General features: G+C 65.6%; 16 protein-coding genes and 2 tRNA genes. 11 read left to right on the top strand and 7 right to left on the bottom strand.

Features of this window, described 5'->3' with window-relative positions; translation table 11 throughout:
* Positions 1-20 precede the first annotated feature (20 nt).
* Positions 21-827, top strand: coding sequence for a mycolate reductase (cmrA, locus tag N536_RS0116625; RefSeq protein WP_029114629.1), 807 nt, complete (start codon positions 21-23; stop codon positions 825-827).
* 147 nt (positions 828-974) lie between these two features.
* Here the strand turns inward: cmrA and N536_RS0116630 are convergent, their stop codons facing one another.
* Entirely contained in the window at positions 975-2,558 is a 1,584-nt protein-coding gene (locus N536_RS0116630; RefSeq protein WP_029114630.1) for a helicase HerA-like domain-containing protein, read from the bottom strand.
* 82 nt (positions 2,559-2,640) lie between these two features.
* Between N536_RS0116630 and orn the strand changes: the two genes are divergently transcribed.
* The 3 genes from orn to N536_RS38685 all read left to right on the top strand — a co-directional run bounded on the left by orn (position 2,641) and on the right by N536_RS38685 (position 4,789).
* Positions 2,641-3,288, top strand: coding sequence for an oligoribonuclease (orn, locus tag N536_RS0116635; protein ID WP_029114631.1), 648 nt, complete (start codon positions 2,641-2,643; stop codon positions 3,286-3,288).
* 41 nt (positions 3,289-3,329) lie between these two features.
* Positions 3,330-3,402, top strand: a tRNA-His gene (locus N536_RS0116640).
* A gap of 427 nt (positions 3,403-3,829) precedes the next feature.
* Complete coding sequence (locus N536_RS38685) at positions 3,830-4,789, top strand: helix-turn-helix domain-containing protein (RefSeq protein ID WP_051574555.1); 960 nt, start codon at positions 3,830-3,832, stop codon at positions 4,787-4,789.
* Positions 4,790-4,821: 32 nt separating this feature from the next.
* Here the strand turns inward: N536_RS38685 and N536_RS0116650 are convergent, their stop codons facing one another.
* Complete coding sequence (locus N536_RS0116650; RefSeq protein ID WP_051574556.1) at positions 4,822-5,892, bottom strand: aromatic ring-hydroxylating dioxygenase subunit alpha; 1,071 nt, start codon at positions 5,890-5,892, stop codon at positions 4,822-4,824.
* A gap of 423 nt (positions 5,893-6,315) precedes the next feature.
* Between N536_RS0116650 and N536_RS0116655 the strand changes: the two genes are divergently transcribed.
* The 6 genes from N536_RS0116655 (at position 6,316) to N536_RS38695 (ending at position 11,853) form a co-directional block, all read left to right on the top strand.
* Positions 6,316-7,125, top strand: a complete 810-nt coding sequence (locus N536_RS0116655) for an alpha/beta hydrolase (RefSeq protein WP_029114633.1) — start codon at positions 6,316-6,318, stop codon at positions 7,123-7,125.
* 150 nt (positions 7,126-7,275) lie between these two features.
* Positions 7,276-8,139 carry an alpha/beta fold hydrolase gene (locus N536_RS0116660; RefSeq protein WP_029114634.1) on the top strand — a complete coding sequence of 288 codons (864 nt, stop codon included), beginning with the start codon at positions 7,276-7,278 and terminating at the stop codon, positions 8,137-8,139.
* A 117-nt stretch (positions 8,140-8,256) separates the two neighbouring features.
* Positions 8,257-8,796, top strand: coding sequence for a DUF302 domain-containing protein (locus N536_RS0116665; RefSeq protein ID WP_029114635.1), 540 nt, complete (start codon positions 8,257-8,259; stop codon positions 8,794-8,796).
* A gap of 52 nt (positions 8,797-8,848) precedes the next feature.
* Positions 8,849-9,580, top strand: a complete 732-nt coding sequence (locus N536_RS0116670; RefSeq protein WP_029114636.1) for an alpha/beta hydrolase — start codon at positions 8,849-8,851, stop codon at positions 9,578-9,580.
* 46 nt (positions 9,581-9,626) lie between these two features.
* Complete coding sequence (locus tag N536_RS38690; protein ID WP_051574558.1) at positions 9,627-10,349, top strand: alpha/beta fold hydrolase; 723 nt, start codon at positions 9,627-9,629, stop codon at positions 10,347-10,349.
* A gap of 103 nt (positions 10,350-10,452) precedes the next feature.
* Positions 10,453-11,853 carry an NAD(P)/FAD-dependent oxidoreductase gene (locus N536_RS38695; RefSeq protein WP_197040156.1) on the top strand — a complete coding sequence of 467 codons (1,401 nt, stop codon included), beginning with the start codon at positions 10,453-10,455 and terminating at the stop codon, positions 11,851-11,853.
* A gap of 10 nt (positions 11,854-11,863) precedes the next feature.
* Here N536_RS38695 and N536_RS0116685 read toward each other — a convergent pair whose 3' ends face one another.
* The gene (locus N536_RS0116685; RefSeq protein ID WP_029114637.1) at positions 11,864-13,087 is read right to left on the bottom strand and encodes an Ig-like domain-containing protein; all 1,224 of its coding nucleotides are present in this window, start codon (positions 13,085-13,087) and stop codon (positions 11,864-11,866) included.
* Positions 13,088-13,245: 158 nt separating this feature from the next.
* On the opposite strand from N536_RS0116685, the gene N536_RS0116690 reads away from it, so the two are divergent.
* Positions 13,246-13,321: transfer RNA gene (locus N536_RS0116690), tRNA-Lys, on the top strand.
* A 160-nt stretch (positions 13,322-13,481) separates the two neighbouring features.
* On the opposite strand, the gene N536_RS43445 is transcribed toward N536_RS0116690, so the two are convergent.
* The 4 genes from N536_RS43445 to N536_RS38705 all read right to left on the bottom strand — a co-directional run bounded on the left by N536_RS43445 (position 13,482) and on the right by N536_RS38705 (position 18,904).
* Complete coding sequence (locus N536_RS43445; protein WP_155948625.1) at positions 13,482-15,506, bottom strand: hypothetical protein; 2,025 nt, start codon at positions 15,504-15,506, stop codon at positions 13,482-13,484.
* A gap of 680 nt (positions 15,507-16,186) precedes the next feature.
* Positions 16,187-16,987 (bottom strand): SDR family NAD(P)-dependent oxidoreductase, encoded by an 801-nt coding sequence (locus N536_RS0116715; protein WP_029114639.1) that lies wholly within the window; start codon positions 16,985-16,987, stop codon positions 16,187-16,189.
* Positions 16,988-16,993: 6 nt separating this feature from the next.
* Positions 16,994-17,644 (bottom strand): cutinase family protein, encoded by a 651-nt coding sequence (locus tag N536_RS0116720; RefSeq protein ID WP_029114640.1) that lies wholly within the window; start codon positions 17,642-17,644, stop codon positions 16,994-16,996.
* Positions 17,645-17,728: 84 nt separating this feature from the next.
* On the bottom strand, positions 17,729-18,904 hold the full coding sequence (locus N536_RS38705; RefSeq protein ID WP_051574560.1) for an acyltransferase: 1,176 nt from the start codon (positions 18,902-18,904) through the stop codon (positions 17,729-17,731).
* Positions 18,905-18,914: the final 10 nt, after the last annotated feature.

The following is an 18,914-nucleotide window of genomic DNA, read 5'->3' on the forward strand; positions in this document are numbered from 1 at the left end:
TGGTCCTTACGATTGGCCCCATGCCAGTACCCGCTCCCCACCCCGACGCGCGCGCAGTGGTCACCGGCGCCTCGCAGAACATCGGCGAAGCGTTGGCCGTCGAGCTCGCGGCCCGCGGCCACCATCTGATCCTCACGGCCCGCCGCGAGGAGGTACTGACCAAGCTGGCCGCCAAGCTGACCGAGCGCTTCGGCGTCATCGTCGAGGTGCGGCCGGTGGATCTCGCCGATCCGACTGCCCGCACCGCGCTGGCCGACGAACTGGCGGAGCGCAACGTCTCCATCCTCTGCGCGAACGCCGGCACCGCGACGTTCGGCCCCGTGGCAAACCTCGCCGTTGCCGACGAGAAGGCGCAGGTGCAGTTGAACGTGCTGGGCGTGCACGACCTCGTCCTCGCCGTGCTGCCGGGAATGGTGGCGCGCCGGGCGGGTGGCATCCTGATCTCCGGATCCGCCGCGGGTAACTCCCCGATCCCCAACAACGCCACCTACGCCGCGACGAAGGCGTTCGTGAACACGTTCAGCGAGTCGCTGCGTGGTGAGCTGAAGAGTCAGGGCGTCCACGTCACCGTGCTGGCGCCCGGCCCGGTGCGCGAGACGCTGCCCGACGCGCACGAGCAGTCGCTCGTCGAGAAGCTGATCCCGGACTTCCTGTGGATCTCAACGGAGTACACCGCGAAGATCTCCCTCGACGGGTTGGAGCGCAACAAGATGCGCGTCGTGCCCGGCGTGACGTCCAAGGCGATGTCGGTGGCCAGCGGCTATGCGCCGCGCGCGATCGTCTCCCCGATCGTGGGCGCCGTCTACAAGAAACTCGGCGGCGAGTAGCTCACCCGGTCCCCCTCCGCGCCACACCCCTCCCTCCGCGCCGACACTGCTGGGAGATCGTCGATTCGGCGAAAATTGCGATCTGACAGCAGTTTCGACGCGGTGGGAGTGGGTCGGTGGTGGGAGTGGGTCAGCGGTGGGAGTGGATCAGCGGCGGGTGCGGCGCCGACCCGTGCCGAAGATGCTGCGGGTGATTTCGCGGCCCGCGACCGTCGCTGCCGACCGCAGGAAACTCTTGAACGCCGAGCTCTGCAGCACCTCGGTGACGACGCCGGGACCCTCGACCGCGTCGGGCATCTTCACCCGGCCGTCGACGGTGGCTCCCCCGGTGGCGACCGGCGGCGGCAGCGTGTCGTCCGCCGCGGGTGCGGGCGCCACCTTGGCGTTGAGCCGCTCGTAGGCGGAGTCGCGGTCGATGGTCTGGCCGTATTCGGCCTGCAGTGGAGATGCCTTGGCCGCCGCGGCGATCGCCTCCGGGCCGATGGTGTCCATCAGCGAGCGCGGTGCGCGCATCCGCGTCCACGCCACCGGTGTCGGGGCGCCCTTCTCGGAGAGCACCGTGACGATCGCCTCGCCGATGCCGAGGCTCGTCAACGCCTTCTCCAGGTCGTACACGTCGGTCTTGGGGTAGGTGCGCACCGTCTTGTTCAACGCCTTCTGGTCGTCGGGCGTGAACGCGCGCAACGCGTGCTGAATCCGTGCACCCAACTGCGACAGCACGTCGTTGGGGATGTCGGTCGGCAACTGGGTGCAGAAGAACACCCCGACTCCCTTGGAGCGGATCAGCTTGACGGTCTGCTCCACCTGCTCGAGGAACGCCTTCGACGCATCGTTGAAGAGCAGATGCGCCTCGTCGAAGAAGAACACCAGCTTGGGCTTGTCGACGTCGCCGACCTCCGGCAGCGTGGTGAACAGGTCGGCGAGCACCCACATCAGGAACGTCGAGAACATCACCGGTCGGGCGGCCTGCGCGCCCAATTCCAGCAGCGTGATGACGCCGCGGCCCTGCGCGTCGAGCCGCATTAGGTCCTTCGGCTCGAGTTCTGGTTCGCCGAAGAACGTGTCGGCGCCCTCCGCCTCGAGGTTGACCAGTGCCCGCAGGATGACGCCCGCGGTGGCCGGCGACACCGCACCGAGCGCCTTGAGTTCCGGCTTGCCCTCCTCGCTGGTGAGGAACTGGATGACGGCGCGCAGATCCTTCAAATCGAGTAGCGACAGGCCCTTCTGATCCGCCCAGTGGAAGATCAGCCCCAACGTCGATTCCTGAGTAGCGTTGAGCCCCAACACCTTCGACAGCAAGATGGGCCCGAAGCTGGTGATGGTGGCGCGGACTGGAACGCCGATGCCCGACGTGCCAAGCGACAGGAACTCGACGGGGAACGCGGTTGGCGTCCAGTCGTCGCCGGTGTCGGTGGCCCGCTGCGTGGTCTTGTCTCCCGCCACGCCCGGCCGCGACAGCCCGGACAGGTCACCCTTGACGTCGGCCATCAACACCGGCACCCCGGCGGCCGAGAGCTGCTCGGCGAGCACCTGAAGCGACTTCGTCTTGCCCGTGCCGGTGGCACCGGCCACCAGACCGTGCCGATTGACCGTCGCGAGCGGAATCCGGACCTGTGCGGTGGGATCGGCGACGCCGTCGACGACGACGGTGCCGAGCACCAAGGCCTGCCCTTCAACGGCGTAACCAGCGGCGATCTGCTGCGCGGGGCTGGCTGTCGATTCGGTGGTCATGCGCCAGAGACTACTTGCCACACCCCCGCCGTCGGTGGGTATGCGGACGCGCCCGTCGGCACTACGAATACTGTCTAACGCTGTGCGTGACGAACTGGTATGGATCGACTGCGAGATGACCGGACTAGACCTGGGGTCCGATCGGCTCATCGAGATCGCGGCCCTGGTCACCGATGCTGAGTTGAACGTCCTTGGCGAGGGCATCGACGTGGTGATCCACGCCGACGACGCGGCTTTGGACGGCATGCTGCAGGTGGTGGCGCAGATGCACTCCAAGTCGGGCCTCACCGAGGAGGTGCGTGCGTCGGCCGTCGACCTCGCCGAAGCCGAGAAGTTGGTGCTCGACTACATCCGCACGCACGTCAAACAGCCCAACACGGCGCCGCTGGCGGGCAATTCGATCGCGACCGACCGCGGGTTCATCGCCCGCGACATGCCGACCCTGGACTCCTACCTGCACTACCGGATGATCGACGTGAGCTCGATCAAGGAACTGTGCAGGCGCTGGTATCCGCGGATCTACTACGGCCAGCCCGCGAAGGGCCTCGCGCACCGGGCGCTCGCCGACATCCACGAGTCGATCAATGAACTGAAGTACTACCGGCGCACCGCGTTCGTGGCCCCGCCCGGCCCCTCGACCAGCGAGATTGCGGCCGTGGCCGCCGAGCTCGGGCCGCCAGGGAATGACATCGAGGATATCGATTCGGCCGCGGACCGTCCGAGCGGCTAAGATCGACGACGCCCCAACGCCCGAAAGGCGTGACGGCAATGGTGGCTGTAGTTCAGCTGGTAGAGCACCAGGTTGTGATCCTGGATGTCGCGGGTTCGAGCCCCGTCAGCCACCCCGCAGGTCGGAGGGTATTTTTACCCTCCGACCTTTTTACATCTCCGGACCCCTTGCACCCTCATCGCAACTTTCGATGACGGCCATGGCGCTTCGCTGACGAGCGCCGTGCCGATTCGGGCCAGAAAGCCCGCCGCCCTCTCGCCTTCGAGGCTGCCCGCGGCGACGGCGGATCCAGCGCAACGACGTCGGCGAACGATTCTTGGAACGCTACGACCCCGAGCGGATGGAACCGTCCATCCGCGGCAAGCTCGTGGAATAGATGCCAGCGCTAGGTTGGTTGGACCCACCTAGGAGGGACAGCAAACGTTCGACGACGAGGAGGTTGTCATGACCTCGGCTGCAGACCGGTGCGCTCCCGCGACAGACGGTCTCGATGCGGCCGAAGTAGCAACCGAAAGTCGTGCGATAGCACTCGGACGCCGTGATGACGGTTAGATTCGACGCGCAGGCGATCCCGATTGCCGATCGGGCAGACGTGGTACGTGCCACGGTCTCGCGGACTCTTGCGCCTCTCGAGATCGACTTCATGGCCGATCGTGGCCCGGCGGCGACGAGTTTGGCGATCACTGACCTGACCGAACTCACGGTGTGGTCGGTGACCTCGACGGCCAACAAGGTCCACTACAAGGCGCTGCCGCACGACGACTTCAGACCGAGCCTCTTCCTTGGACTGCAGCGGATGGGGTCCTGTGTCGTGAGCCAGCGTGATCGCGAAATGGTCTTGCGCCCAGGCGATCTTGCGGTATGGGATTCAACGACGCCATTCGTCATCACTGACGTCGACGGCATCTCCCAGCACAAGTTCCGAATACCCCTGGATCGATTGGCGTTGCCGGTTGACGTCATCCGAGAAGTCAGCGCGCTTCGACTGTGTCCAGATCACCCGATCGCGGACATGGCCGTCGCCTATTTCCAACGGCTGGCCTCCCAGCCGGGAGCATTTGATCGCCCGGGCGGAGACGTGGTCAGCCAACCGGGAATTGAGCTGCTTCGAGCGGCGATCACCACCCATCTCGACGCCGTCGACTTCGGCAAGGATGCGCTCCAGTCCACTCTCTTCGTACGAATCATGGAGTACGTAAAACTGCACATTCGGGAACCGGACCTCGACGCCGGCCGCATTGCCGCCGAACATCACATATCGGTGCGGCAGCTCTACCGGATCCTGGCCGCCGAAGGCGTTTCGTTGGGCGACTGGATCCGACTGCGGCGACTCGAAGGAGCGCATCGGGACCTTGCCTTGGCATTTCAGCAAGATCCAATCTCCGCAGTTGCCCGGCGGTGGGGGTTCACCGATGCCTCCAGTTTCGCGCGAATGTTCCGAACCACTTACGGGGTGTCCCCGAGTGAATGGCGCGAACTGAGCCGCCAACAACAGCCCTGAGTGCAACCGCTCGGTTCTGCTCCGCTGGTCTCCTAGGCGGTGAAGAACTGCGTCAGTCCGAGTGAGCGCAGACCCCTGCGGTAGGCCACCGAGCTGCGGTCAGCGGCGATGTTGACTTCGATGCGGGGATCGAGGGGGAGATTCTCGGGTTTCTGGATCTCGACGATCGCCCGATCCTCTTCAAAGATTCTCAAGTTGAAGTCGAAGATGTCCTGCTCGGGCTGATCGATGTCGAAGTTCTTGGCGATCGGGGCGAACATCCTGGTGCGTCGGGTCGACACCGGTGAGGCGGCGTTCATTATGCAGAGCCGTCCTCCGTTGGGGAAGTGCACTACCAGGGTGGCGGTGAAGGGCAGATGCGCCTCGAAGTGCCGCAGCCACTTGAATCCGGATTCGCCGGTCTTCGTGCCGTGGGGATAGTTCGCCACGGTGCTCCAGTAGTCGACCTCGAAGCCAAAGTCGGTGGTTATCGGGCTGTAGTTGGGGACTTCGGCGTTGTCAGGGTCACCGAAGGTGTCGACGTGCACGAAGCCGAAGTGCGCGACGTCGAGGAATCCCTCGACCTGGCGGCCGGCGAAGGCCGCGACGTCGAAGGCCGGGCAGGTGACCTGTTGGTAGCCGGGCTCGTCCCAACCGGGCATCAGCGGTATCGGCGCTGTCGACGGATCGGCGACGTGATGCGGGTCCGGCAGTAGGCAGGTCCAAATCAGTCCGTACCGCTCGACGGCCGGGTACGTGCGGAGTGCGAGTCTGGCCGGGATCTTCGCCGTCGGGTGGGCAGGGACGCCGACGCACGCGCCGCCCGCCCCAAAGCGGATGCCGTGATATGCGCATGCCAGGGTCTGCCCGTCGCCAGTGCCTGCCGAGAGTGGCACGCCCCGATGCGGGCAGATGTCGTTGGCGACGACGATCCGCTCCCCCGCCCTGTAGACCACCAAAGGTTCGTCCAGCAGGGTCGCACTCAGTGGCGCCGTGGTGGCGTCGGTCGAACGCGCGATCGGGTACCAATACCGGGCAATGATTGCGAAGTCAGCTGCGTCGAAGGTGCAGTTCCTTGGCAGTTCGACGAGGGGGATTTTCTGATCTGGATCGGTGACAGTCATGAGACCTTCCCATACGTGACGGTTGTGGGGTGGAGTATGCGCGTCGAGGTTGGGTTGCCTTGCAGCACAACGCCTCAAGTCGTTTGCCCATCCGGCAGCCTTGCCGGGTAACCGGGCGAGCAGGCGGGCTACGCACGTCGACTGCGTCGGTGAGTCGAGGTCAAGCTAGCACGGCCAACTGGGCGTCCCCGCTGAGAAGGTGCTGTCGGTCGGCTGTCAGAATGCGGGTTGTACTCGTACACATTGGATTTCACCATCCCGGCTGCGTGCCTCATCGTGTGCCAACACCTGTGCACCGCGTGCACGACCTGCCTCCCAAGGGTTTTGGAGTGCCACATTCGACCTAGGGTCGCAATCAAGCGCCACGTCGATGCTCGGCGCCCGAATAAACCAACTCCCCCCATCAGACACGAGGAACACTCCATGACATCGCCCACGAAACCCAACCCCGTCATCTTCATTCACGGACTGTGGATCCACTCGACTGCTTGGCAACCGTGGCTGGACCTGTTCGAGAACTATGGCTACGCGGTGTCCGCACCGGGTTGGCCTGGGGAGCGCGCGACTGTCGCACAGACACGCGATGACCCGGATGGAATGAACGATGTCGGCATCCAGCAGATGATCGATCTCTACGCGGGACTGATCAATCCACGCGACGGCATCAAGCCTTTGGTGGTTGGACACTCCTTTGGCGGGTTGATCGCCCAGGAGCTGCTGGCGGAAGGCCTCGTCGCGGCTGCCGTTGCCATCGACCCCGCACCCATCAAAGGAGTCAAGGCACTCCCGGTGGCGCAGTTGAGGTCGGCGTTCCCCGTTCTCGGCAACCCAGCCAACCGACACCGCACCGTGTCGCTGACGGCCAAGCAATTCCACTACGCCTTTGGCAACGCTCTCAGCGAAGAAGAATCCAACGCCCTGCACGAGGCGTGGTCCATCCCCGCGTCCGGTAAGCCACTGTTCGAGGATGCGGGCGCCAACTTCTCACGACACTCGGCAGCCAAAGTGGACACCCACGTGGCCGACCGCGGACCACTGCTGTTGACGTCGGGCACCGAAGATCACGTGGTTCCCTTGAAGGTCACGCAGGAAGTCGTCGCCATGTATTCAAAAAGCCCGGCAGTGACCGACTTTCATGTTTTCGAAGGACGTGGCCACTCGCTCACCATCGACAGTGGCTGGAAGGAAGTCGCCGTAGTCGTGCTCGAGTGGTTGGCGGCCATGGGCTTTTGATCGCATGCGGCGCGGTGGCAGGACCCCCGGCCGCCGCCCGCAACCCCAAATGACGCCGAAGAAGTCGGCGACGAGCATCTCTCCGCCGCGGCATTGATACGCGGCCCAAACAGATCGGAAATACTGATGTTTCAACGTTCTTGGCACACGGTGCGCATTGGAGCACTCACGGGTGCCGCCGCGGTGGCGGTCGCCGTGATAGTCCCATCGGCCGTCGCCGCCTGCGCGCCCGCCGCTTCTCCACCCGCCGCGTCACCGTCCGCCGCGTCCCCACCCGCCGCGCCTCCACCGGGCGCCGCGAAGCCCACCATCGTTATGGTCCACGGTGCCTTCGCCGATGCGTCGAGTTGGGGTGGCGAAGTTGGCGCGTTGGAGAAGCAGGGATACGACGCACGCGCGATCGCCAATCCCTTGGAGAACCTGGACTCCGACTCTGACTCGGTGAAGAACTTTCTCGCCACGCTGAGCGGACCGGTCGTGTTGGTCGGACATTCCTACGGCGGATCGGTCATCACGAACGCCGCCGCCGGCAATCCGAACGTCAAGGCGCTGGTCTTTGTCGACGCCGCAGCCCCCGACGTGGGCGAGAACACTGCCCAGCTCAGTGGAGCCGACTCGGTACTGACCCGACCCCAAGGCGAACTGTTCGATCCCGTACTCCCCCCTGGCGCCCCCCAGGAGCAGGCGCAGCTCTATCTGAAGAAGGACATCTTCCTCCAGCACTTCGGCAACGACCTACCGCCGGACCTCGCCACCCGGGCGTGGGCCAGCCAGCGGTCAGCCGCGGCGGCCGCGTTGTACGCACCGTCCAAGAACGCCGCATGGAAGGACATTCCCTCCTGGTACTTCATCAGCAGTGGAGATCAGGTCATCACGCCGGCCTCGGAGGACTCCATGGCTGCACGAGCACACTCACAAGTCACACACTTCGACGGTGGCTCGCACCTGACGCTGGTCTCACACCCCGACGCCGTCACGCAGGTCATCGAAGCTGCCGCCGCGTCCGTGCACTGATCCGGATTGGTTGGCGAGTGGTGTTGCCGCGGCTCGTAGTTGGATGCGACAGCGTTGTCGGCCCAGCTACTTGCCGCGGCGTACCGGGCAATTTGGAGACCAGAATTAGGAGGCACCATGACTCGGCCAGTGAATGGCTCAATCGAAACGATCTCATACCGGGTGGACCGGTTGACTATCCAGATCGATGACTCGTTCGATGGATTCAGGGATCGGTATGAACGAGCAGTGCCGGAGTACCAGGCGGCTCGGTTCGACACCCTCGTCGAGAAGGGTGTCGACTGGCACACCATTCTGGATGCGACCGCAGAGAATGCGCCACACGACTTCATCCTCTATTGGTCGCGCGAATTCACCTCGCTCATGCGCCTGGCCGGCGACCGCGGCCGCTGCGTCGCGTACCTCATGGGCAATCACACCATTGCCCAAAGAATGTATCGCTACAACCCGGGCGTCATGCTCCACGCCCCGCTACGTACCGCCATCGTGGAAGACGCCGACCATGCCACGTGGTTCACCGTCGACAGGCCGAGCACCCAGTTCGGCAGTTTCAACATGCCCCAAATCACCAAGGTAGGAAGGGAATTGGACCACAAGCTCGCGGCGTTGCTCGAACACCTCGACGCCCCCGTCCCTGCCGCTCTCACCGAATCATGAGCAGGTCCAACAGCATTCAGGCCCGAACCACCAAGAGACGATTGGAATCAAAATGTCTACTTACGTTCTCGTGCACGGCTCGTGTCACGACGGGGACGCATGGGCAGATGTCGCCGAGCACCTACGGCAACGGGGACACCAGGTCCATTGCCCGACCATGGCGGGACACGGAGAAGGCGTCGACCGCAACGTCAGTCACGATGACTGCGTCGCGTCCGTCGCCGATTACGTCGGCCAACACGGCCTGGCCAACTTCATTCTGGTCGGGCACAGTTTTGCTGGCAGCGTCATTGCCCGCCTGGCGGCAAAGACGCCCGAAAAGGTGCGGCGACTGGTGTTTTTGAACGCATTCGTCCCCGAGGACGGGACAAGCGTGTTGGATAACGCACCCGTCGCGTTTCAAGAGCTATTTCCCATACTCGCCGAGCAATCGGGAGACAACACCGTCATGCTGCCCTTCGAGATCTTTCGAGACGCCTTCATCGGTGACGCCGACTTGGAACGGGCTCAGGAGACCTACTGCATGCTGAATCCCGAGCCGCTTGGCCCGATTGTCGAAAAGCTTGACATGAAAGCGTTTTACGAGCTGACGACGGTCCCGCGCAGCTATGTTCTGTGCCACGACGATGGTTCCTTTCCACCGGGAGATCCGCAGGGAGGCTGGCTCGCCAATGCCCGCCGACTCGGGCTTTTCAGATTGGTGACCATGGAAGGGTCGCACGAAGTTTTCTACACCAACCCAGAACTATTGGCGATGAAGTTGGAGCTCGCCGGTCGGGACTGAGACACGAACCAAGACCCGATTCATCGCGAAGAAGTGTGGAGGCCAGATGCAGTTCGTACTCGTGCATGGTGGGTGGCAGGGCGGTTGGTGCTGGGACGCCGTGTCGGCGACCTTACGTTCGATGGGGCATGAAGTCTTCGCGCCCACCCTTCGTGGTTGCGAGCAAGGTGTCGCGGTTGATCGGGTCGGGGTCAACCTCACGGCGATGGGCGACGGACTGGTCGACGCGGTCAGAGAGCACGACTTACGAGATTTGGCGCTGGTCGGCCACAGCGGCGGAGGCCCGGTCGCCCAGTACGCCGCTGACCGGCTGGCCCAGCAGACGCGCCGCATCGTCTTCGTCGACGCGTGGGTGCTGCACGACGGGCAGGCCATCAATGACGTGATGCCACCACCATTCGTCGAGAGTTCCGTTCTGGCTGCCCGAGATAGCGCAGATCAGACAGTTGCGATGGATCCGCAGACGTGGTCCGAGCACTTCATGAACGGCGCCTCAGAGCGCGACATCGCCACCGTCACCAGCAAGCTCGTCCCCGTGCCCTTCGGATGGCTCAGCGAACCCGTCTCGCTGCCCCGATTCTGGGATGCGGCCCTGCCGTCTAGCTATGTCTTCCTGCGCCAAGACCAGGCAGTTCCCCAAGAGCTTTACCGCGAAATGGCCGACCGCCTGGATCAACCTCGCCTTCTGGAATGCGACGGCCCGCACGAAGCCATGCTGACCCATCCGGACCTCTTGGCTGCCGCGCTGATCGATGCGACAAGGGAGTAGATAATGCGTTGCCTTGAAGGCAATTTCGTCTGACCCATCCGAACGCAATCAATGCAGCACCGCGGTCTCTTTCGCCGATTGGTCTCACCAGCAAAGGAATTGAATGCCCGCATGTCGTGACAGAGCAGTCGTCCTCGGCGCGAGCATGGGCGGCCTCCTCGCTGCCCGTGTGCTTGCCGACTACTTTCGTGCGGTCACCGTCGTCGAACGCGACGTCCTGCCCCATGCTCCGACGAATCGCCGTGGAGTGCCCCAGGACCGACATCCGCATGTGTTGCTCGGCAAGGGCGTGCAGATCGTCGGCGAGCTCTTTCCTGGGTTCTTCGACCAACTCGTCACCGACGGAGCGGTGAAGTGGGACGACGGCGACCTTTCGAGATTCTGGTCCACATTCGGCGGCCATCTCATGGTGCGTTCGGCGATCGTGCCGGATCCCGCGTCGCTGGTGGACTACCACGTGAGCCGTCCGCTATTGGAGTTCAGCGTGCGAAAGGCCGTGCGCGCCATTCCGAATGTTGAGTTTCTCGAGGGCCACGACGTCGTGGGCTTGACGGCCGATACCGATGCGAACCGCATCACGGGGGCTCGGCTCGCGCGCCACGGTGATGAGGGCGAGACTCTGCTGACCGCCGACCTCATCATCGACGCCACCGGCCGCGGCTCGCGGACACCGGTGTTCCTCGAGGAGTTCGGATACGTCCGGCCGCCGGTCGAGGAACTCGAGATGCGCATCGCATATGCCACCATGCCCGTACGTGTTCCGCGCGGAATGCTGCGCGAATTGGTGCTGACGGTCAATCCCGTCGCGAGCCGGCCCACGACCTTTGCGATGTTCGCGGTCGAGAACGACACCTACCTGGTACTGGGAGGCACTCTCGGTGGCCAGCAACCCCCGGCGGATCGTGGCGAATTGCTCGAGTTCATCGCGGAGTTCGCGCCACGTCACGCGGTTGCCGCGATACGCGCGGGTGAACCGCTGGGGGACGTGGTCCAGCACCGGATTCCATCCAACCGGTGGAGGCGCTACGACCAGCTAGCCCGCACCCCAGACGGACTGCTGGTGCTCGGCGACGCCGTCTGCAGCTTCAACCCGATATACGGGCAGGGCATGACCGTCGCGGCGGCCGAGGCCGAGGTCCTTGGCAAGTGTCTGAGCGTTGGCGACTTGGATCTGCCCCGGCGGTTCTTCGGCGAATCAGCCAAGACCATTCAGGTGGCCTGGCGGACGGCGGTCGGTTCGGACTTGGCGCTGCCGCAGGTAAAGGGCCGGCGGTCGCCGTCAACGCGGATCATCAACACCTACATGGATGCCGTCTTGACCGCCACCGAAACCGACCCGGCGGTAGCCCAGCAGTTCTTTCGGGTCGCGTGGATGCTCGACGCACCCGCACGGCTCTTCCGGCCCTCCATCGTCCTGAGAATCGCCAAGGCATTGATCACCGGAGCACGGAACGGCGAGCAGGTCGAGCATCTGCGACAGCTGGCACGACTTCAGAGGGGCTGACGTATCGGCGTCAGACGTTGGCGTTGCCGGCCTTCCACTGATCCCACGGGATGTTCCAATCGCCGAGCCCGTCGACGCCCGGCAGCGTCGACCCCACCGTGTTCGCAACCTCGACGATGTCGCCGCGCTTGGTGTTCTCGTAGAACCACTCCGCGTTGCTGGTGCTCACGTTGAGGCAGCCGTGACTCACGTTGGAGTAGCCCTGGCTGCCCACTGACCATGGCGCCGCGTGCACGTAGATCCCGCTATAGGACATCTGCGTGGCGTAGTCCACCTCGGTGCGATACCCGTTGGGCGAGTTGGACGGCACGCCGTAGGTGGACGAGTCCATCACCAGATGCGAGAACCGGTCCCCGATGATGTACGTGCCGTTGTTGGTGGGTGTGCTGCTCTTGCCCATCGAGATCGGCATGGTCTTGATCACCTCGCCGTTGCGCCGGATCGTCAGCGTCTTGGTGTCGTCGTCCGCCGTCGCGATGATCTCGTCGCCGATGGTGAAGTGGGTGGTGACGTTCTCCTGACCGAAGAGGCCGTCGCCGAGGTCGACGCCGTAGGTGTTCACGGCCACGTCGACCGTGGTCCCCGGCTTCCAGTAATTCTGTGGGCGCCAACGCACTTCGCGGTTGCTCAGCCAGTAGAACGCACCCGCGACGGGCGGGTTGGTGGTGACGGTGATCGCCTTCTCGGCCGCCAGGCGGTTCGGGATGTTCTCGTCGAACCGGACCGCTACGGGCTGGCCGACGCCGACGACCTCGCCGTCGTTGGGCAGCACGTACGGCATGGTCAGGTTTTCGGGCGAGTGGGTCTGGAACGTCATCGACTGGCTGGTGACGCCGCCGAGGCCGAGGGACTGCGCGTTGAGCGTGTACTGCTCGTTGTAGCCGAGCGGGTCGGTGGTGACCCACTGCAGGCCGTCGGGGCTGAGCCGCCCTGCGACCGTCGCACCGTCCTCGTCGGTCATGGTGACCGCGCCGAGCACGCCGTCCTCGGCGCTGACCGTGACGGGAGCGTCGACCGTCACGCCGACCGCGCCGTCGGTCACCGAGGCGGTGAGCTTCGGCACCAACAGGTCACCGAACGGGGTGCCCTTGTCGGTGATGGTGTCGGGCTGTGGCGGGGCGGCCGGTGTGCCGCTGCAGGCGCTGATGCCGAACACGACGGCAGGAACCAGCAACACCGCCGCCAGCAATCTGGCCTTCGGACGCGGACGGGCCACGGAATTGACCTGCCACATGCTTCGCTCCACCTCGCGCTTGGGAAAAACAGGATGATCGACTGCTCGCGGCTAAGTCTAAGGGCAACCTGGGAGTGCAGGCCGACCATGGCGTTCCGCGCTCACCTGCCGATGCGAATTTTCATCTGCGCGGCGCAGCCTGTTATTGTCGCTTCCGCGCGCCGTTAGCTCAGTTGGTAGAGCAGCTGACTCTTAATCAGCGGGTCCGGGGTTCGAAACCCTGACGGCGCACCACACATCTGCGCACGACCCAAAGACCCCGCCAACGCGGGGTCTTTGACGTTTTCAGGACAATGGCTCCCGAAACGAGACTCCCCGAAACGAGCGATCGGCCCCCCTTCTGCTGAAGGGGGGCCGATGCTTGGGGTCGTCCCCGACCCTCTTTGGCTACCGGCTAATTGTGGGCACCGGGAGAGCCGTTGCTCCCGGCGTTGCCGGAAGCCCCTGCGCTGCCGGAACTACCGGCGCTGCCACCGCTACCGCCGGTTCCCCCGGTACCGCCGGTTCCGCTGGAGCCGGTTGCACCTTGCGAACCGGTAGCGCCGCTCGCGCCGGCACTGCCGGTCGCACCGGTGGCTCCGGTCGCGCCCGTTGCGCCGGTAGCACCGGTGGACCCGTGTGTGCCGCTGGCGCCGTTACTGCCCAGCAGGCCACCCGAGCCGGCCGAGCCGGCGTTACCACCCGCTCCACCTGAGCCGCCGGCACCGCCTTCACCGCCCGTACCGCCGGCGCCACCTGCACCGCCGGCACCGGCCTGGCCCGGATTGCCACCCGCACCACCCTGTCCGCCGGCGCCGGCTGCGCCAGCTGGTCCGCCAGCGCCCGGGGCACCACCGGCGCCCCCGGCGCCGCCCGCCCCAGCTGCTCCTCCGGGACCACCTTGACCCGGCGTTTCGTTGTTGGTGTCGGCATGGGCGTTGCCACCGTTGCCCCCGTCACCGCCGTTGCCGCCGGTGGCACCGTTGCCACCGTTGCCGCCGTTTCCGCCGGTTCCGCCGTTTCCGCCCGTGCCACCGGTGCCGCCCGTGCCGCCCGTGCCGCCGTCACCGGCATTGCCGCCCGTGCCACCGGTTCCGCCGGTTCCACCAGCGCCGCCAGCGCCACCAGCGCCACCCGTGCCGCCGACGCCGCCGCTGCCAGCGGCACCACCGCTGCCGAGCAGCAAGCCGCCGCCACCGCCGTTGCCACCTGCGCCACCAGGTCCGGCAGGACCGCCGGCCGAGCCTGCCTGGCCGGCCTGGCCCTGTTGGCCCTGCTGACCCGCGACGCCATTACCGCCGGTGGCCCCGGTGCCACCCGTGCCGCCCGTGCCGCCATCACCACCGGCCGTTCCCGGTTGGCCGGGAGCGCCGTTCTGCCCGGAGGCGCCCTGTGAGCCCGCCCCGCCTGCGCCGCCGTTGCCGCCGATCGCAGGTGCGGTTCCGTTGGCGTCGTTCGCCGTGCTGGCGGAGCCGCCGGGGCCACCATTGCCACCGTTTGCGCCCGTTCCGCTGCCTGGCGCACCGTTACCTCCTGGCCCGCCCTGGGCCGTGCCGATGAGCACCGATTCGTTGGTGCCGGGTGCCCCGTTGGCTCCGGCCGTGCCCGAGTTGGCACCGTTCGCGCCGTTGGCGCCGTTCGCACCGTTGGTGCCATTCGCGCCGTTCGCACCGGGGGCGCCGGTGGTTCCGGTGGCGCCTGTTGCGCCGTTCGCGCCGGTGGCGCCGGTGTTGCCGGCCGCGCCAGCTGCACCGTTCGTCCCGGCCGTGCCCGTCGCACCGGCACCTCCACTACCGCCAGCACCGCCATTGCTCAGCACGAGGCCGGCTTGGCCACCGTCGCCGCCGTGCGCCCCGGTGCCGCCAGCACCGCCCGCGCCGCCCGTGGTGCCCACGCCGAGGATCCCGGTGCTACCGCCGTCGCCTCCGTGAGCGGCGTTACCCACGCCACCAGCGCCACCGTTGCCGATCAGCAAGGCGCCGTTGCCGCCCGTACCACCCGCCACACCAGGCGCATTGCCCGCGCCACCGGCGCCGCCGTCGCCCAGCACGAGGCCGCCGGCACCGCCGGCACCACCAGCACCGCCGTTACCACCGCCGCCCAGCAGCAGACCGCCCTGCCCGCCAGAACCACCGGTGGCCGTGGAGGATCCACCGTTTCCGATGAGCAGGCCCGCGCTACCGCCGTTGCCGGTGCTGGACGAGGCGCCGTCGCTCACGACGATCTTGACGACCGAGCCGATTGCGGACCCAAGGAAGTCGAAAAGGCCAGTCAGCTGGACGTCCTGGTTCGCGGACTCGGCGGCCGGTTCCGCCGTCAGCGCTGCGGTGATCCCAGCAGCGCCACCCGTCGCCATGACGCCGGCGCTGAGCGCGGCGGTGACGAACTTGGTCGTCGCAGCCTTCTTCCGCTTCCGCTGCGCGTGCCTTCCAGATGCCATCGCCATTGATTCCTTTCATTGCGGGTATCGCCGCCTCACGCCGAGACGGCGGAACAGATGATAGGCATACAGCAACCATCTGCATAGAGATTCGACCCAAGATGGCAAACGTGTCGCGCCGACAGGAATGCATACCGTCCGGCGTCGCCGTCATCATCTGCGGTGGTAATCTAACAAGCATTGCGCACTCGCTCTACGCTGCGTCATATGCCTGTTCACCTGGTATTTACCGATTTTCGACATTGATTGGAGCTCGACCGCCAGCACTCATCGACGCTTGTGGCAATTCGAGGACCGCTCACCTCAACTCGCCGCCTGGCTCCAGTCAGCTAATTGACGACTATGAATATAGCTAATTGATTTCGCAAATTCACTGGTCAACGCACGATCTCGTGCTGGACGCGAAGAGGACTACCGCTAGCCGCGCCCGCCACCATCCGTCGAGCTGTCGGATGAGCCGCCTCAGCGCTCACACCGGCGGGATTGTGATGAGCCGATCATCCGGGCGACTACCGGGCCCTAGCGCTAGCTCGTGTTCGTCTCGGCTAAATGTCTTGGCGCTAAACGTATTCGGCGAACCGTCCCGGATCTCGTCGGCCTGCAGACCGTAATCCTCCAAGCGATGACCGTGGGTACCGAAGCGGCCCTTGGGATTTGCCGCGTCCGGCTCCAGCCGGGGGCTACTCCCCGCCAAGCCCCATCATGTCCGTGACGTGATGGTCGCGCCCCGCGGTGTAACCGCCGTCGACCGCGATGGCCTGGCCGCTGACGAAACTGGCGTCCGATGAGAGCAGGAACACCGCCACGGCGGCGACTTCGTCGGCCAGGCCGAACCGCCGAAGCTTGTGCTCGTGCCGCAACCCCTCGCGCGCCTGCTCCATACCGGCCAGGCCGACCACCGAGTCGAACATGGGCGTCTCGATGAAGCCGGGGCACACCGCGTTGGCACGAATCCCGCTCGGGCCGTAGTCGATCGCGGCGTTCTTGGTGAGCAGGACGACGCCGCCCTTGGAGGCGTTGTACGTGCTGCCACCCGCGGTGCCCTCCAGGCCCTCGATGCTGGCCAGGTTGACGATGGCACCGCGTTCGCCGTTGGCCCGGTCCTGTTTGATCATCTGACTCAGCGCGGCGCGGTTGACGACGAAGGTGCCCTTGAGGTTGATGTCGATCACCCGGTCCCATTCTTCGTCGGGCAGCAGGTGCATCGGACCGCCGCCAGCCACCCCCGCGGAGTGCACGACGCCGTCGAGCCGGCCGGCTGACTCGACCACGGTGGCCACTGCCGCGCCGACACCGTCGGCGTCGAGTACGTCGGCGCACCGGTAGGTGAACCGTTCGGTGCCGACGGCGTCCGGCGCTTCGGCGGCGAGGTCGATGCCGACCACCGTGGCGCCCTCGGTCAGCAGCCGCCGGACGGTGGCCAGGCCGATACCCGATGCCGCACCGGTGACGAGCACGCCCTTGCCGTCCAGACCGTTCATCCGCCGCTAATCCCGTTCCTGCACATGCTTGGTGATCCACTGGGCGGCCAGCTTCACCAGACCGGACTGCGGATACCGGACGTGCGCGTCGAAATCCCGCCCGGCCGAACAGACCGGGTCATTGGTGTTGCACAGATCCGCGGTGCGCGGACCGAAGTCGGGGCTCAGCGTCGTCAGCGGCTTGCCCAGCCGCGCCGAGGGATTGCCGAACACCGCAACGGCGGCGACGTGTGGAATGACGGCGGCCGGCAGCGGTGCGGTGTATCCGAGCCCGGCGATGGGCGACGTGGTGACGACGTCCATGACGGCGGCTCCCTGCGAGTAGCCACCGAGGACGATCTTGGTGTCGGGGCACTTGGCGACCGTGGACTGGATGCGCTTGCTTGCGTCGTTGGCACCCGTAGCGACCTGAAGGAAGTCCCACGTCGCCGGATACTTCACCGCATAGGTACCGACCGACTTGTCCTTCACCATGGGGCGCAGCGTGTCGACGAGGGCCTGGCCGACCACGCCAATCCCGGCGGGCTCGTCGGTGCCGCGCGCGAACACGACCTCGATGTCGGTGCACTTCGGAGCGGCCGAGGCCGGGGAACCGGCGAGCGTGGCGGCCGTGCCGAGGGCGGCGAGCACCGAGACCAGGGCCGCAAACCGGGTCATGGTGCCGACGGACACGGTCTCTCTCTTCGACGTGGAGACATCTGCTGACTCAACGAGCCACAGTGTTCCCAATCATCTCAGATTTCACACCAGCAACAAAGGCCTGGTCGCGCCCTCTCGTCTCGCATGCCACAGCCCGTCGAGCCGACGCGAGAGCCGACGCAGCGCCCAGGCAGGCGGAATCGTGACGGCCAATGTCAGCCCGAACAGCATCGGCAGGGACCCGCTGAACAGTCGCCAGTCCAGGGCGCCCAACACCAACGCCATGACGAGCACGTGCAACAGGAAGACTTCGTACGAGATCTCGCCCAACCACGTCATCGGTTTGCTGCGCAAGAAGCGCTCCCACCAGCCGCCGCCACCGAGGACCAAGGGCGCCACGACCAATGTGGCAATGCACGCGTAGAGGACGTTCTTCGTCAGAGGTTCCCACAGCCGGACCGGTCCCATCGTGACGCCGCCGGCGACGGAGGTGCAGACGACGAGGAAGAGGACGATCGCCAACGGCATCGCTGCCGCCGCACTTAGACGCACGTTCATGCATTGAAGGGTGGCCAACAGCATTCCGCCGACGAACCAGACCAAATGGGCGGGCAGCCACATTCCGGCGGAATTCGGCAACCAGTCGGTCGCGTTCACGACGATCAACCACACCGGACTGATGGCGGCGATCATGGCCAGACCCATTAGGAGTCGTAACGGTCGCCATTCAGCGCGACAATGCAGAGCTAGCAACACCATTGCCAGCAATGGCAGGACCGCGTAGAACGAAACCTCCACCGCCAGACTCCACGTTTGCGAAAGGCCTTGGTGGAGGTAGGTAATCAGATAATCGTCCGGGTAGATCTGCGTGAGCGTGAGGTGCCGAACCAGTCCTGCCCAACTTTGGCCCGGATTCGGGCCCGCAGAATAGAACGCGAACACGACGAACGCGATGAGCACCGTCATGACGTAGGCGGGCATGATGCGTCGCGCCCGACGCCAAAAGTACGCACCGACGGGCGGTGCGACGGTTCCCAAGGCCGACGCGCGAACCCATGGCCGGAACAACAAAAATCCAGACAAGACGAAGAAGATCGGCACGCCGACCTCCAGGCGTGCGGACATCACCCCGAGGTAGCCGTGGGACAGCTTGCCGGTGGCGAAGGCGGCATGCGTGCCCAGCACCAGCAAGGCGGTCATGCCCCGCAGACCCGTAAGCGATGCGACCCGGTCCCGTTCGAGCGTGCCACCGCTCACCACGGCTGAACTCGGTAGCACCCGGCGAGCG

Source organism: Mycobacterium sp. URHB0044 (assembly GCF_000620625.1).
Taxonomy (GTDB): domain Bacteria; phylum Actinomycetota; class Actinomycetes; order Mycobacteriales; family Mycobacteriaceae; genus Mycobacterium.

Coding starts and splice junctions, on each gene's coding strand:
- N536_RS0116650 (WP_051574556.1), bottom strand. CDS start 5,892: ATGACTGTCACCGATCCAGATCAGAAAATCCCCCTCGTCGAACTGCCA.
- N536_RS0116630 (WP_029114630.1), bottom strand. CDS start 2,558: ATGACCACCGAATCGACAGCCAGCCCCGCGCAGCAGATCGCCGCTGGT.
- cmrA (WP_029114629.1), top strand. CDS start 21: ATGCCAGTACCCGCTCCCCACCCCGACGCGCGCGCAGTGGTCACCGGC.
- N536_RS0116655 (WP_029114633.1), top strand. CDS start 6,316: ATGACATCGCCCACGAAACCCAACCCCGTCATCTTCATTCACGGACTG.
- N536_RS38685 (WP_051574555.1), top strand. CDS start 3,830: ATGACGGTTAGATTCGACGCGCAGGCGATCCCGATTGCCGATCGGGCA.
- N536_RS0116670 (WP_029114636.1), top strand. CDS start 8,849: ATGTCTACTTACGTTCTCGTGCACGGCTCGTGTCACGACGGGGACGCA.
- N536_RS38690 (WP_051574558.1), top strand. CDS start 9,627: ATGCAGTTCGTACTCGTGCATGGTGGGTGGCAGGGCGGTTGGTGCTGG.
- N536_RS0116665 (WP_029114635.1), top strand. CDS start 8,257: ATGACTCGGCCAGTGAATGGCTCAATCGAAACGATCTCATACCGGGTG.
- N536_RS0116685 (WP_029114637.1), bottom strand. CDS start 13,087: ATGTGGCAGGTCAATTCCGTGGCCCGTCCGCGTCCGAAGGCCAGATTG.
- N536_RS0116715 (WP_029114639.1), bottom strand. CDS start 16,987: ATGAACGGTCTGGACGGCAAGGGCGTGCTCGTCACCGGTGCGGCATCG.
- N536_RS38695 (WP_197040156.1), top strand. CDS start 10,453: ATGCCCGCATGTCGTGACAGAGCAGTCGTCCTCGGCGCGAGCATGGGC.
- N536_RS43445 (WP_155948625.1), bottom strand. CDS start 15,506: ATGGCATCTGGAAGGCACGCGCAGCGGAAGCGGAAGAAGGCTGCGACG.
- N536_RS0116720 (WP_029114640.1), bottom strand. CDS start 17,644: ATGACCCGGTTTGCGGCCCTGGTCTCGGTGCTCGCCGCCCTCGGCACG.